Here is a 13127-nt window from a genome sequence, read left to right on the forward strand (position 1 = left end):
GTCGGAAACCCCCTCAAACTCTCCGACTCACCCACCACCATCCACCGCTCACCCCTCCTCGGCGAACACAACCACGACATCTACACCGGCGAACTGGGTGTCACGACCGAGGAGTTGACGGCACTGCGGACGGACGGGGTGATCTGACCGATGGCGGACACCGACGGGCGCGACGACGTACGGTCGCACACCACAGAGCAACCGGCGGCGGTGCTGGGCACCGTCCACCGGTGGGCCGGGGCAGCGGGGCTGCCCTGACCGGAGCACCACCCGTGACGGGGCCGGACCGCGAGGAACGCGCGGACCGGGCCCGCCGCACAGCACGAAAAGAGCACGGGGGCCGGCACGAGTCGGACTCCACGGAGACCGACCCGTGCCGGCCCCAGGTCCAGGGGGCGCTGGCCAGACTCTTTCGAGGCAGGGGAATCATGACAATGGCGTCAACGACATCGACGTCCCAAACACCCGTCACCTACCGAGAGGTGACCGACCACAACGGCCGGGTGTTCCGCGTCGGCGAGACCGACCTGGACATCATGGGCCGGAAGCGCAAGTGGATGGTCATCCTGCCGTGGGTAGGCATGATGGGCATCAGCTCGGCGGAGTACGCGTTCGCGTCCGCCGAGGACACGCTCCACACCGCGCACTCGTGGAGCAGTCTGCACATCTTCTGGATGCTCGGGGTCTGGGTGTTCTTCCAGGCCGCGGTGGCCTTCCCGGCGGGCAAGCTCCGCGAGTCCGGGAAGCTGCCGGCGCGCTACGCGATGATGTGCGGCGCCCTGGGCACCTTCCTGGGCTACCTGTCGCTGGCGTACGCACCGCACGTCGTCGTGGCGTACATCGGCTTCGGCATGTTCAGCGGCATGGGCGCCGGCATGGTGTACGCGACCTGCGTGAACATGGTCGGCAAGTGGTACCCGGAGCGGAAGGGAGGCAAGACCGGCTTCGTCAACGGCGGTTTCGCCTACGGCTCGGTGCCGTTCGTCTTCCTCTTCACCGGCTACATGAACCTGACCAACTTCCGCTGGGTGCTGGTCTCGGTCGGTGTCTTCCTCGCGCTGACCGTCGCGGTGGCCGGTTACTTCTTCAAGGACCCGCCGAAGAACTGGTGGCCGGCCGACGTCGACCCGCTGAAGGTGCCGGACGACCCGCGGGCCCGGCGCGCGATGGAGAAGAACCCGCCCGCCGTGCGGCAGTACACCCCCGCCGAGGCGTGGCGGACCGGCCGGGTGGCCCTGATGTGGTTCTGCCTGCTGTGCACCTCGGGCGTGAACATCTTCGGCATCGCCTTCCAGGTCGACATCGGTGAGGAGGCGGGCTTCGCCGGCGGGATCGTGGCCACGGCCATGTCCCTGAAGGCGATCGTCAACGGCACGGGCCGCGGCGTCATCGGCTGGCTGTCCGACCGCTACGGGCGCAAGCAGTGCCTGATCTTCGTCTGCCTCGTCCTCGGCCTCGCGCAGTACGGCATCCTGTGGTCGGCGGACATCAAGAACCTGCCGCTGTTCCTGATCTTCTCGTCCATCTCCGGCTTCGGCGGCGGCGCGATCTTCCCGATGTTCGCGGCGATGACGGCCGACTACTTCGGTGAGAACAACAACGCGTCCAACTACGGCCTGGTGTACAGCTCCAAGCTGGTCTCGGGTCTGCTCGGCTCCGGCATGGGCGCCTTCGTGGTCAGCCACTGGGGCCACAGCGGGGCATTCACCCTCGCCGGTTCGATCTCGCTGTTCGCCGGCTTCGTGGCGCTCTTCCTCACCCCGCCGGGACGCCCCAAGAAGAAGGACATCACGCCCAACCCGCAGCCCACCAGCAGGGAGGCGATCTGACGTGACCACCGGAGAGCACCCGGGGCTCCGGCACCGCACGCCGTGCCCGACGACCGGGTGTTCCTCCCGTCCACCGCGGCGTCCCCGGACCACCCCCGTGTCCTAGGAGGACGGTGCCGGAATGACGTGGGCCCCGGTCGTGGAACGCCACGACCGGGGCCCACGCGGCGTTCAGGCCGAGCGGTCGGCGGCGATCGCCTTGTGGTGGCGGATGACCTCTTCGACGATGAACTTCAGGAACTTCTCCGCGAAGGCCGGGTCGAGGTGGGCGTCCTCGGCCATCCGCCGCAGCCGCTCGATCTGTTCCGCCTCGCGCCCGGGGTCGGCCGGGGGCATGTTGTGCGCCGCCTTCAGCTCGCCCACCTGCTGGGTGGCCTTGAAGCGTTCCGCGAGGAGGTGCACCAGGGCCGCGTCCAGATTGTCGATGCTGCCGCGCAGGTGGCGCAGCCGCTCCAGGGCGGCCGTGTCGTCCACGTGTCCGTCGTCCATCCGCCCAGCCTAACCAGCGGGAAGGGGGTCAGTCGGCACGTCCCGTCGCGGCGACGGTCACGCCGAGGCCGATCATCGCGAGGCCGCCGGCGCCGCCGACCAGCGAAAGACGGCGCGGGGACCGGGCGAACCACGAGCGGGCGCCCGCCGCCACCAGGCCCATGGCGCTGTCCGAGACCAGGGCGATCACGTTGAAGACGATGCCGAGCAGCAGCATCTGCACGGTGACGTGGCCGGCCGTGCGGTCCACGAACTGCGGCAGCACCGCCGCGTAGAACACCATCGTCTTGGGGTTCGAGACCCCGACCACGAAGCCCTCGCCGAGCGTGCGCAGGGCGCCGCGCGCCGCTCCCGCGTTCCCGGACACCATGGTGAGGTCCCTGCGGTGCCGCAGCGCCTTGACGCCCAGGTACACCAGGTAGGCGGCGCCGGCCAGCTTGAGGGCGGCGAACAGCAGCGCCGAGCGCTCCACGACCGGGCCGACGCCGAGGGCGACGGCGACCACCAGGACGTACGAGCCGAGCGTGTTGCCGGCGACGGAGGTCAGCGCGACGCGGCGCCCGTGGGCGAGCGCGCGGCCGATGACGAAGAGCACGCTGGGGCCGGGGATCACCACGAGCACCAGCGATACCAGGGCGAAGGCCACGAGTCGGTCGAAGGACACCATGCCCGGAGGCTAATCGGGTATAACTTCCCGCGCACCGCATTAAGCGCGGGTACGAGGAGGCGGGATCGATCATGGGTGAGCCGCAGGGCGAGCAGCTGGAAGCCGTACGGGCCCGGCGGGAGGAACTGCGCGGGAGGTACCTGCACGAGCCGGCGGCGCGACCGGCGACGCGGGCGGCGGGGGTGCACCACGTCGCGTTCATCTGCCGGGACGTCGAGGAGACCATCCGCTTCTACCAGGAGTTCCTGGGGTTCCCGCTGGTGGAGCTGGTGGAGAACCGGGACTACGCGGGCTCCAGCCACTTCTTCTTCGACATCGGCCACGGCAACCTGCTGGGGTTCTTCGACTTCCCCGGCCACGAGCACCCCGAGCAGCACGAGACGATCGGCGGGCTGCAGCACCTGGCGCTGTCGGTGACCGCGGAGCAGTTCACCGAGGCCAAGCGCCGGCTGGACGAGACCGGCACGGAGTACCTCGGGCCGGACCGGGGCGTGGAGGACAGCCTCTACATCCGCGATCCCAACGGGGTCAACGTGGAGCTGTACCGGGAGGACCTCGGCCGGTTCGACGGCAAACCGCTGTTCTGAGGCGACGGGAGCCCGGCGGGGCGGGCGACCGGCGGCGCGCTCAGTCCTCGTGCGACCGCTGGTGGTACGAGGTCCTGGTGTGCTCGGTGTGCGCGCGCATGACCTGCTGGGCCCGCTCGCCGTCGCGTCCGGCGATGGCCGCGATCAGCTCGCGGTGCTCGACCCAGGACTGCATGCCGCGCTGCCGGGCGACCGGGGTGTAGTACCAGCGCACGCGCCGCTCGACCTGCCGGGCGAGTTCGGCGAGCACCGTGTTCCCGGCCAGTTCCATGACGCAGGCGTGGAGGGCGGCGTTGGCCGCGACGACCGCGTCGACGTCGTCGGCGGCGACCGCCGCCTCGCCCGCCTCGCACAGCTCCTCCAGCCGTTCCAGGCCCTTGGAGGTGGCGTTGGCCGCGGCGAGGCGGGCCGCCTCCGTCTCCAGCAGGGCGCGGACGACCAGGAGTTGGTCGGCCTCCTCGTCGGTGGGCTCGTGGACGAAGGCCCCCTGGGCCGGGCGCAGGTCCACCCATCCCTCGGTGTTGAGGCGCTGCAGGGCCTCGCGCACCGGCTGCCGGGAGACCCCGAGGTGGCCGGCGAGTTCGGTCTCCACCAGGTGCTGGCCCGGGGTGAGCGAGCGGGTGATGATCAGCTCGAGCAGCGCTTCGTACACCTGCTCGCGCAGGGGGCCCGGACGCTGGAGCTTGGGCACGGATCCCTGCGACAGCCCGCTGGACAGCATCGACGCCCCAACCTTTCCGGGGATGATTGGCTTTCGTCTACAGTCTACGCGCGCAGCCGCCCGGCGCGGACACCACGCCCAAGGGTGACGCTCTTCACACTCCCCGGGCGCGGGGCCCGGCTATGCGGCCCCGGTGAGCTGGGAGGTCTTCAGGACGGTCAGGGTCACCAGCAACAACAGCATCGCCGTCATCCCGGCCGCCTGCCAGAGGGCCCGGTGCTTCCGCGGCGCGTGGGCCAGGACGAGCCCGACGGCGCCGCCGGCGAGCAGGCCGCCGAGGTGGGCATGCCAGGAGGTGACGGCCGCGGAGACGGCCATCCACACCAGCAGGCCGATCAGGAGCTGCCGCCCGCCGATCGGGTCGTTGCGCAGGCGCTTGCTGAGGACGAAGTAGGCGGCGCCCAGGCCGAAGATCGCGCCGGAGGCTCCGACACCGCCTTGCTGCGGGGCGATCAGGTAGGCCAGCACGGAGCCGCCGAGGGCGGAGAGCAGGTAGAGCGAGACGAAGCGGATCCGCCCCAACTGGGCCTCGACGGCCGGGCCGAGGGTCCACAGCGCGTACATGTTGAGCAGGATGTGCAGGATCCCGAAGGTGCCCTGGTCCGGCGGCTGGTGGAGGAAGGCCGAGGTGATGAGGCGGTACCACTCGCCGTGGGCGACGCCGATGGCCTCGTAGCCGGGGTACACCGAGCCGTCGTAGACGTAGGGCAGGCCGTCGGGGCCCAGCAGCCCCTGCCCCAGGCCGCCGAACCGCGCGACGAGGTCGGAGCGGACCAGTTCGCCGAGGTAGGCGGCGACGTTGAGGGCGATCAGGACGTACGTCACCACGGGCACGCCCGAGGCCGCCACCCGGCCGCCGAAGACCGTGCGCGCCTGGCGGACGCTCCGGCCGCCCTCCTTCACGCACTCCGGGCAGTGGTGGCCGACCGCGGCCTCGCGCATGCAGTCCGGGCATATGGAACGGTCGCAGCGGGTGCAGCGGACGTACGTCTCACGCTTGGGGTGCCGGTAGCAGGTGGTGACCGGAGGCTCGGTGCCCTGGTCGGTGTCCGTGGTGCTCACGAGCGCGAAGCCCCCCATGTGGCGTACGGGACGGTGGAGTCGCACGTTTGTACCCAGCCCGGGCGCAGTGCGTCAAACCCCTGCGGCCTGCGCCTCCCTGCGCGGACCGCAGGCCCGGTCGACGAGGACGACGGTGAGCGCGGTCAGGCCGGCGGCGTCGTTGCGCCCGGGTCCGCGGAGACGGGGGTCGCGCACGCTTGCCGCCGGGCAGACGGCGGCGTCCGGGAGTCCGGCGACGAGGCGGAGGACGTCTTCCTCCGTCACGCGGACGGTGCCGGGGGGTGGCGGACGGCACCCGGCCCTCGCCGTACGTCTCCTCACCGGTCGGGGCGGTGCGGCCGCGGGGCGCCGGTCCGGTCCGGGGGTGAGGCGCACCTTGAAGGTCGCCTTCCCTTCCCCGCGCGGAAGGTCGTCCGCGCCGTGGCTCCCGACGGCCGTGTCCCGCGACGCACCGGGCGCGCCGATGGCCGCGCCGCACCCTTGCCGCACTCCCCCCGGCCGGGGCGGTCGGGCCCGTCGGCTCAGGTCCCCGCCGAACGCCCTCGGAACGCCCCGCGAACTGCGGCCGAACTCCCTTCGGCCGGACGCCGGCCGGGGACCGCTTTTACGACCCCTTGACCCCTAGCAGACGAATACTGTACACAGTATTCGTCCGGGAAGCGGAGAACCCCGGGCCGACGGATTCGTCGAGGTGACCGTGCCGGACCACGGCGCTGCCACCCGTGGCAACCTCTGTAACAAGGGCCGATTCGGCTTCCAGCGCGTACAGAACCGGGACTGATCGACATGGGACGGGTCACCGAACGACGTCGGGTACTGAGGATCAGGGACGGGGCGGTCGACCACCGGGCGGACACCCTCGTCGCCGAGGAACCGCTGGAGATCCGGCTCAACGGCAAACCGCTCGCGATCACGATGCGCACCCCCGGCGACGATTTCGCGCTCGCGGCGGGCTTCCTCGTCAGCGAGGGCGTGCTCGGCGGCGCGCAGGAGCTGGCGAACATCGTGTACTGCGCGGGCGCCACCGTCGACGGGTCCAACACCTACAACGTCGTGGACGTGCGCCTCGCCCCCGGGGTCCCGGTCCCCGACATCACGCTGGAGCGCAACGTCTACACGACGTCCTCCTGCGGCCTGTGCGGCAAGGCCAGCCTCGACGCCGTGCGCACCACGGCCCGTTGGCCCATCACCGACCCCGCGCCGCTGCGGCTCGAGCCCGCGCTGCTGTCCGCGCTGCCCGACCGGCTGCGCGCGGCGCAGCGGGTCTTCGACCGGACCGGCGGCCTGCACGCGGCCGCGCTCTTCACGGACGAGGGCGAACTGCTCGACCTCCGCGAGGACGTCGGCCGACACAACGCCGTGGACAAGATCGTGGGCCGCGCCCTCCAGCAGGACCTGCTGCCCCTCGCCGGGAAGATCCTGATGGTCTCCGGGCGGGCCTCCTTCGAACTCGCCCAGAAGGCCGTGATGGCCGGCATCCCGGTGCTCGCCGCCGTCTCGGCTCCGTCCTCGCTCGCGGTCGACCTCGCCGCCGAGTCCGGACTCACCCTCGTCGGCTTCCTTCGAGGCACCTCCATGAACGTGTACGCGGGCGAAGAACGGATCGCCCTGCCCGCGCCTGCGGCCGGGCGGGTCTGACCCGTCCCGGCCCGCGTACACGCGTGCGGGACCGGCCGGCGAGGTGCGCCCCCTGCGCCGGCCGGTCCCGCCGTAGCCGAAGGCCCGAGGTAGACACTGTCCACCTCGCAGTGGACACTGTCCACCATGTCCACCGCTCCCCGCGCGCGCCTGCTCGACGCCGCCCTCGCCGTCCTGGACGACGAGGGCGTCGAAGGGCTGACCCTGCGGGCCATCGCACGGCGCGCCGACGTCTCGCACGGGGCGCCGCTGAAGCACTTCCCGCACCGGGCGGCGCTGCTGTCCGCCGTGGCCACCGTGGGCTTCCGGGAACTGGGCGCCCGCGCCGGCGCGGCCGTGCGCGCGTGCCCCGAGGGCGCCTCGGCGGCCGCGCGGCTGCGGGCCGGGTCCGGCGGCTACGTGGCGTACGCCCTGGGACGACCGGCGATGTTCACCCTGATGTTCCGGCACGACCTGCTGGACCCCCGGGACAAGGAACTCGGCCGGGCCGGGTTGTCGGCCTTCGACGACCACCTCCTCGTCCTCGTGCGCGCCGCGCAGGCGGAGGGCTGGCGGCCCGGTGCGGACACCCGGGCGCTGACCGGCGCCGTGTGGTCCGGCCTGCACGGCGTGGCGCAGCTGTGGCTGTGGGGCTCGCTGGCCCTGAGCACCGGCGCCACGTCCATCGACGAAGCGCTCGACGCGCTCTTCACCTCGTTCGACCTCAAGGAACACTGACGATGCATGAGAAGTACGGATTCGACCGCGAGACGGCCGTCACGGCACGTCCGGGCGAGCCCTCGGTCTACGACGCCGAGCTCCACGAGGGCTGGCGGATCGGCATGGGCGTCAACGGCGGTCTGCTGCTCGCCCTCGCCGGCCGGGCGCTCGCCGAGGAACTGGGCGGCGACGGACAGGGGCACCGGGATCCGTTCTCGATCAGCGCCTACTACCTGTCGACCTCGCTGCCGGGCCCGGTGACCGCCCGCACGGAGACGCTGCGCCGCGGCCGTACGGTCTCCACCGGCGTGGTTTCCCTCGTGCAGGACGGCGAGGAGCGGCTGCGGGCGCTCGCGACCTACGGCGACCTCGACGGCCACGACCACGCGGGCGACGTGCGCACCTCCGCCACTCCCCCGCAGATGCCGCCGCCGCAGGACTGCGTCGGCACCGACGCGGCGCCGCCGGAGTTCCTGAAGACGTCCCCGATGCTGGAGCGCATCGAACTGCGCCTGGACCCGGACACCGTCGGCTGGGCGGTCGGCGCCCCCTCGGGCCGCGGCCTGGTCCAGGGCTGGCTGCGCATGCCCGACGGCCGCGAGCCGGACCCGCTGATGCTGCTGCTCGCCGTGGACACCCTGCCGCCGGCCAGCTTCGACCTGGGGATACCCGGGTGGGCGCCGACGCTGGAGCTGACCGCCCACGTCCGGGCCAGGCCGGAGCCCGGGTGGCTGCGGCTCAAGCACTCCACGCGCAACTTCGCGGACGGCTACATGGAGGAGGACGCCGAGGTGTGGGACTCCGCCGGCCGCCTCGTCGCGCAGTCCCGGCAGCTGGCCCGGGTACGGCTGCCGCAGGGCGACGCGTAGCCGCGACGCCCGCGGGGGCGCGGTGCGTCCTCAGTGCAGCAGGGCCTGCCAGTCCTCGGGGACCTTGCCCGCGGGGCCAGGCGCGGGCTGGGCCTCCGGGTGGGAGTTCGGCGGGGGCAGGACGGGACCGTCGTAGTACTCCTCGGTCTCGACGTTCCAGTACCACTCCTCACCGGGCTCGTAGCTGGTGATGAACGGGTGGCCCTCCTCCTTCGCGTGCCGCGTGGCGTGCTGGGAGGGCGAGGAGTCGCAGCAGCCGATGTGCCCGCACTGCGCGCAGCGGCGCAGGTGGAGCCACCAGCCCGGCCCCTGGCCGGCGCCGCAGTCGGCGCAGCCCGCGCCGCTCGGCCTGGCCGTGGGGTCGATGCCGGGGATCGTGACGTCGTCCGCCATGGTGGACCCGCCTCCTTAACCGCGATCACGTCCTCCTGGCATGCTAACCGCCCTCACGTGCCGCCACCGGGCGAACCGGAACGGGCCCTCACGGCCCCCGCCGCCCCCGGCGACTGCGCAGCAGGCTGCCGGGATGCCGGACGAGGAAGCGCAGGCGGCGGGCGCAACCGGGGGCGCGCAGCCACCACGGCAGCCTGCGCAAGGGTACGTACGCCATGATGTCGTCGTGGGCCTCGGTCCCGGGCGGCAGGCCGCGCAGCAGTTCCAGGCAGCGGGCGTCGACCGTGGCGTGCAGCCGGGCGACGTGGGCCAGGGCCACGACCCCCTGGCGGCGCAGTTCCTCGTGCGGCGCCTCCAGCGCGCGGGCGACGCGGGGCAGGATCGCGGCGGCGTCCGGGTGGGTGAGCGCCAGCCCGATGACCGCGACGCCCACCAGCGGTTCCCCACGCTCGAAGGCGGCGTCGACCTCCTCGGGCCGGTCGGTGCCGAGCAGCGCCGAGGAGTCGGCCCAGTTCATGCCCCGCCCGGCCGCCGCCCGCCCGACCAGGAACTCCCGCCGCCCGGCGGGGTCGTGCTCGCCGCGCCGCAGCCCCTCCAGGTACGCCCAGACCCGCCCGGCACCGGGTCCCGCGTCGGCGGCGGCCTGCCGCCACACCTCCGGCTCCGCCTCCGCCAGCGCGGCGAACCTCCCCCCGCGCTCCCCCAGGTCGCACCGGCGCAGGAAGGCCAGCCATCGCGCGTCCTCGTCCGTGACACGGCCGGTGGCGTGGCCGAAGGCGAGCTCGTCGGGTTCCAGCGCGACCGCGAAGCGGACGAACTCGGCGGGTACGGGGGCTGGGTGCGCGGTCACGAGCGCCGAGGTCAGTGCGTCAGCCGCAGTGTCGGCTCGCCGTTTTCGTCCCCCTCCCAAGGACCGAGGACGGCGGTGAACTCCCCCGCGCTGACGACGAGGTCGGTCCCGGCGAGGTCGAAGGACGGGGTGAAGGGCTCGCCGGCGAGGTGGGCCGGGGCGTACCGCACCGCGAGGACGTGGAGGCCGTCGGGAGCGGTGGGCACGGGCGGCACCTCCAGGGCGGTGGTGGCGACGACATGGCGCCAGCCCTCGTCGGGGTTGCCGAAGCCGCGCGCGTCGGCGGCGAGGCCGAAGGCCGCCTCCTCCTGGGTGAGGCCGATCGTCGCGGGACTGTTGAAGCGGGCTGCGCTGTCCCCGTGGTCCGTGCCGGGCGTCGTCAGGCTCAGTCCGGCGGCACCCGTGACGGCCATTCCGCCGAGCACGAGACTGCCGTTGGTGGTGTGGCGGACGCCGGGGTCCGCGAAGTGGACGCCGCCGGCCGTGACGATCTTGACGAGGCGTCCGTGCGCGGCCGTCACGTACGGCAGGCCGGCGAGCAGGCGGGGCTCGTCGCCCGGGCGCCGTTCGAGGACGGTCACGAACCACAGCCGCGTGCCGTCCGTGACGTACAGGCACCGGGTGTGGACCAGGGCCCGTTCCTGGGCGACGACGGGTTTGGTCACCAGCTTCGCGGCGAGCCCGGGCGCCTGTGCGTCGCGGACCCTGATCCGGCCCATCGGGCGGGTGAGCAGCAGACCGCGGTCGGCGAGCCCGATGCCGTGCTGCCGGCCGACGGCCACAGGCAGCAGCAGGGTGCGTCCGGCCTCGACGAGGGACGGCGTGAGGCGGTCGTCGAAGGCGACCGAGACGTCGCCCAGGCGCAGTTGGTGGCGGACGGGGCCGGTGCGCGGGGTGCGGTGCCAGGGGGTGCGGTCCTGGACCTGCCAGACGAGCATGAAGGCGAAGTGCCCGTCGAGGTCGCCGTGGGGGCCCGCCGCGTGCCGGGCCCAGCGGGTGTCGCCGAGGTAGCGCCCGAGGTCGCGCCGCACCCGCCGGCCGAAGTAGCGCAGGCCCAGGACCCCTTCGAAGCCGCAGTGCTGCTCGCTGTAGCGCGGGCCGCCGACGTCGTAGCCGCACACGGAGAGCCGCGCGTCGATGTAGCGGGCGAGGGCGTCCCCGTCCTCGGCGAACACCGGTTCGCCGCTGACCCGGTGGGCCTGGGCGAGGAAGGAGAGCGAGATCGGGCCGTAGTTGTTGTCGTACGCACCCCCGTGCTCGGCGGGCAGGAGGGCACCGCGGTCCGGGAGGCGGCGGGCGCGGACCTCCTCCGCGTACAACCGCAGCGCGGCGACCCGCATGGCCGCGCCCGCGGACGAGGGGAGGTGGCGGGCGAGCATCAGACCGCCGACGACGCAGCCGATGGCCTGGTTGGTGGCGTCCTGGGGGTTGAAGAAGGTGACCTCGGTGAGCCGGCGCCAGTAGCCGAGGGCCAGGTCGGTGAGGGCGGCTCGGTGCTCGCCGCCGAGCAGGCCGTCGGCGGCGTCGAGGAGGTTCACGGCCTGGAGCAGTGCCCACACGGTGCTGGGCCAGTCGCCGAGGGGGTGCTCGCCGTCGGGAAGGCGGTAACGGGCGTACGGGACGCCGGAGTCTCGGCGGCGCAGGTTGGGGTAGCCCGGGTTGTCGCGGCGGTACACGCGTTCACGGAGGTGGAAGTCGAGACTGCGGCGTACGGGTTCGGCGAGGTGGGCGTGCATGCCCCCGGCGCCGCCGGAGCGCTGCCAGGCCAGGGCGAGCAGCGAGGTGACGCCCAGGGAGGTGTCGCCGACGTCGAGGAGCGCCCCGGGCCGTTCCAGGCAGCCCTCCGGGGTGATCCGGGCGAGCGCCTCCCGCGCGACGCCGGCCAGCACGGTGTCGTACGCGCCGGGGTCGTCGGGCAGGTCGTGCAGGGCGCCGCGCTGGTACGTCACGTACACCGGCGCGGTGCTGGTCGCTGCTGCCACGGTGGTCCGGCCCTTCGTTGCGTCGGTGGCCTTGCCGGGACCGGGGAAGCGGCCGCCGGCCCCGCATCACCGAGCGTAGGCCCGCCCGGCCCGGCGAACCACCCGGCTCCCGGGCATCCGGATGACGGCACATCTCCGTGGCCCGCCGGGCGGCGCCCGGCGGCGGCCGGGACGTCAGTGACGGTCTGCCAGAACACCGTCCAGCGCGCGTGACAGGCGGTCGAGCCAGTCCGCGGCCGTGCCCGTGACGTGGGGGTGGACGGCACGGAAGGCGTCCCAGTCGACGGAGTGCGGGGCGACCTCGGCGAGGCGGGGAGCGGACGCGGGATGGCCGGGCTCACGGCTCATCACCCGGTGCAGCAGGCGTGCGGAGAGGGCGGTGTCGGGCGACTCGGCGAGGAGGACCGCGTCGTAGAGGTCCTTCCCCTGCGCCCGGCCCTCAGCGGCGGCGTCGGCCTGCAGCCACAACAGCTTCCAGGCGAGGGAGAGTTCACGGCTCGGGGTGAGCACCACGGCCGGCGGCCCGCCGTCGGCGCGCGGTACGGCGGTCAGGACGGGCGGCTCGGGGAGCCGTTCGTCGCGGGCGAAGTCCAGGCTCACCTCGCCCGGGGGAAGTCCGTCCGCGTGCCAGGGGACGACGAGGCGCACGCCGGGCGTGTCGTACTCCGCGTAGGTCCAACTGCCGTCGTCGCGGGCGCCCTCCGGGTCGAGGCGTACGCCGGGGGCGGCGTCGGGGTGGGCCCTGACCAGTTCGAGCAGTTCGCCGGGCGGGCCGTCCGGGGCGTCCGAGCCGTCCGTCTCCGGGTCGACGATCCAGTGCAGGCCCTCGGGCGGGACGTGGGCCCGCTGCCCGCCGGTGCCGAACTCCTCGTCCGCCCAGATCTCGGGGCGGGCGGCGCCGTCGGCGGCCTCCGGCCACTGCTGCACGGCGGCCCGCTCGTCGACGTACGGGGGCGGGTGGAGCGGGTCGATCGGCACCGCGAGGGAGGGCGGGACGATCCAGTCGAGGTCGCCCGGTTCGCGGGCGGCGGCTCCGACCCAGGCAGGCATCACCATGCTGCCGCGCAGCACGAGGTAGTCGGCCAGCGGGGACCGCGCGACGAGGCCCAGCAGGTGGTCGAGGACGGCCCGCCGGGCGACGGCCGCCGGGTCCCGCCCCTCGGGGGCGGTCACCGGCCCCGCCCCTCGTCGATCCGGCCGGGCCGCTGCCGTGCTTCGGGGCGGCCGACGTCGCGGCAGCGCTCGGCGGCGACGCGTTGCGCGGGCAGGGCGCCGCGGCCGCGCCGCGTCAGCACGGGCGGCGTGCCGTGGGTCTCGAAGTCGCCGGTGACGCCCACCGCC

Annotated in this window: 16 protein-coding genes and 1 pseudogene; 7 read left to right on the top strand and 10 right to left on the bottom strand. The window is 73.5% G+C overall.

Translation table 11 applies throughout. The annotated features are described in order from the left end of the window. Both ACZ7MY_RS42135 and ACZ7MY_RS42140 read left to right on the top strand, forming a co-directional pair. A pseudogene (locus ACZ7MY_RS42135) lies at positions 1–147 on the top strand (formyl-CoA transferase); the annotation flags it as partial. Between the two features lie 287 nt (positions 148–434). Then, a complete protein-coding gene (locus ACZ7MY_RS42140; RefSeq protein WP_499611478.1) occupies positions 435–1829 on the top strand; it encodes an OFA family MFS transporter in 1395 nt (464 codons plus the stop codon). Positions 1830–2000: 171 nt separating this feature from the next. On the opposite strand, the gene ACZ7MY_RS42145 is transcribed toward ACZ7MY_RS42140, so the two are convergent. Both ACZ7MY_RS42145 and ACZ7MY_RS42150 read right to left on the bottom strand, forming a co-directional pair. Then, positions 2001–2318 (bottom strand): chorismate mutase, encoded by a 318-nt coding sequence (locus tag ACZ7MY_RS42145; RefSeq protein WP_499611481.1) that lies wholly within the window; start codon positions 2316–2318, stop codon positions 2001–2003. 28 nt (positions 2319–2346) lie between these two features. Further along, complete coding sequence (locus ACZ7MY_RS42150; protein WP_499611484.1) at positions 2347–2985, bottom strand: LysE family translocator; 639 nt, start codon at positions 2983–2985, stop codon at positions 2347–2349. 71 nt (positions 2986–3056) lie between these two features. On the opposite strand from ACZ7MY_RS42150, the gene ACZ7MY_RS42155 reads away from it, so the two are divergent. Then, complete coding sequence (locus tag ACZ7MY_RS42155) at positions 3057–3572, top strand: VOC family protein (RefSeq protein WP_499611487.1); 516 nt, start codon at positions 3057–3059, stop codon at positions 3570–3572. Between the two features lie 40 nt (positions 3573–3612). On the opposite strand, the gene ACZ7MY_RS42160 is transcribed toward ACZ7MY_RS42155, so the two are convergent. The 3 genes from ACZ7MY_RS42160 to ACZ7MY_RS42170 all read right to left on the bottom strand — a co-directional run bounded on the left by ACZ7MY_RS42160 (position 3613) and on the right by ACZ7MY_RS42170 (position 5619). Further along, positions 3613–4293 carry a GntR family transcriptional regulator gene (locus tag ACZ7MY_RS42160; RefSeq protein WP_499611489.1) on the bottom strand — a complete coding sequence of 227 codons (681 nt, stop codon included), beginning with the start codon at positions 4291–4293 and terminating at the stop codon, positions 3613–3615. Positions 4294–4413: 120 nt separating this feature from the next. Beyond that, positions 4414–5373, bottom strand: a complete 960-nt coding sequence (locus ACZ7MY_RS42165) for a rhomboid family intramembrane serine protease (RefSeq protein ID WP_499611565.1) — start codon at positions 5371–5373, stop codon at positions 4414–4416. A gap of 54 nt (positions 5374–5427) precedes the next feature. Continuing rightward, the gene (locus tag ACZ7MY_RS42170; protein ID WP_499611492.1) at positions 5428–5619 is read right to left on the bottom strand and encodes a hypothetical protein; all 192 of its coding nucleotides are present in this window, start codon (positions 5617–5619) and stop codon (positions 5428–5430) included. Positions 5620–6001: 382 nt separating this feature from the next. On the opposite strand from ACZ7MY_RS42170, the gene ACZ7MY_RS42175 reads away from it, so the two are divergent. The 4 genes from ACZ7MY_RS42175 to ACZ7MY_RS42190 all read left to right on the top strand — a co-directional run bounded on the left by ACZ7MY_RS42175 (position 6002) and on the right by ACZ7MY_RS42190 (position 8561). Further along, on the top strand, positions 6002–6136 hold the full coding sequence (locus tag ACZ7MY_RS42175) for a hypothetical protein (RefSeq protein ID WP_499611568.1): 135 nt from the start codon (positions 6002–6004) through the stop codon (positions 6134–6136). Positions 6137–6141: 5 nt separating this feature from the next. Then, positions 6142–6993: a formate dehydrogenase accessory sulfurtransferase FdhD gene (fdhD, locus tag ACZ7MY_RS42180; protein WP_499611494.1), complete on the top strand. Its 852-nt coding sequence runs from the start codon at positions 6142–6144 to the stop codon at positions 6991–6993. 126 nt (positions 6994–7119) lie between these two features. Beyond that, the gene (locus ACZ7MY_RS42185) at positions 7120–7710 is read left to right on the top strand and encodes a TetR/AcrR family transcriptional regulator (RefSeq protein WP_499611497.1); all 591 of its coding nucleotides are present in this window, start codon (positions 7120–7122) and stop codon (positions 7708–7710) included. Positions 7711–7712: 2 nt separating this feature from the next. Continuing rightward, a complete protein-coding gene (locus ACZ7MY_RS42190) occupies positions 7713–8561 on the top strand; it encodes a thioesterase family protein (RefSeq protein ID WP_499611499.1) in 849 nt (282 codons plus the stop codon). A gap of 30 nt (positions 8562–8591) precedes the next feature. On the opposite strand, the gene ACZ7MY_RS42195 is transcribed toward ACZ7MY_RS42190, so the two are convergent. From ACZ7MY_RS42195 to ACZ7MY_RS42215, 5 genes are all read right to left on the bottom strand, one after another. Next, complete coding sequence (locus tag ACZ7MY_RS42195) at positions 8592–8954, bottom strand: UBP-type zinc finger domain-containing protein (RefSeq protein ID WP_499611502.1); 363 nt, start codon at positions 8952–8954, stop codon at positions 8592–8594. A gap of 88 nt (positions 8955–9042) precedes the next feature. Continuing rightward, complete coding sequence (locus tag ACZ7MY_RS42200; protein ID WP_499611504.1) at positions 9043–9804, bottom strand: hypothetical protein; 762 nt, start codon at positions 9802–9804, stop codon at positions 9043–9045. Positions 9805–9815: 11 nt separating this feature from the next. Continuing rightward, positions 9816–11759, bottom strand: a complete 1944-nt coding sequence (locus ACZ7MY_RS42205; protein ID WP_499611569.1) for a hypothetical protein — start codon at positions 11757–11759, stop codon at positions 9816–9818. Positions 11760–11960: 201 nt separating this feature from the next. Next, positions 11961–12959 carry a nucleotidyl transferase AbiEii/AbiGii toxin family protein gene (locus tag ACZ7MY_RS42210; RefSeq protein WP_499611507.1) on the bottom strand — a complete coding sequence of 333 codons (999 nt, stop codon included), beginning with the start codon at positions 12957–12959 and terminating at the stop codon, positions 11961–11963. Further along, entirely contained in the window at positions 12956–13123 is a 168-nt protein-coding gene (locus ACZ7MY_RS42215) for a hypothetical protein (RefSeq protein ID WP_499611510.1), read from the bottom strand. The genes ACZ7MY_RS42210 and ACZ7MY_RS42215 overlap by 4 nt, the downstream gene beginning before the upstream one ends. Positions 13124–13127: the final 4 nt, after the last annotated feature.

It is taken from the genome of Streptomyces sp. NPDC111520, assembly GCF_055635295.1.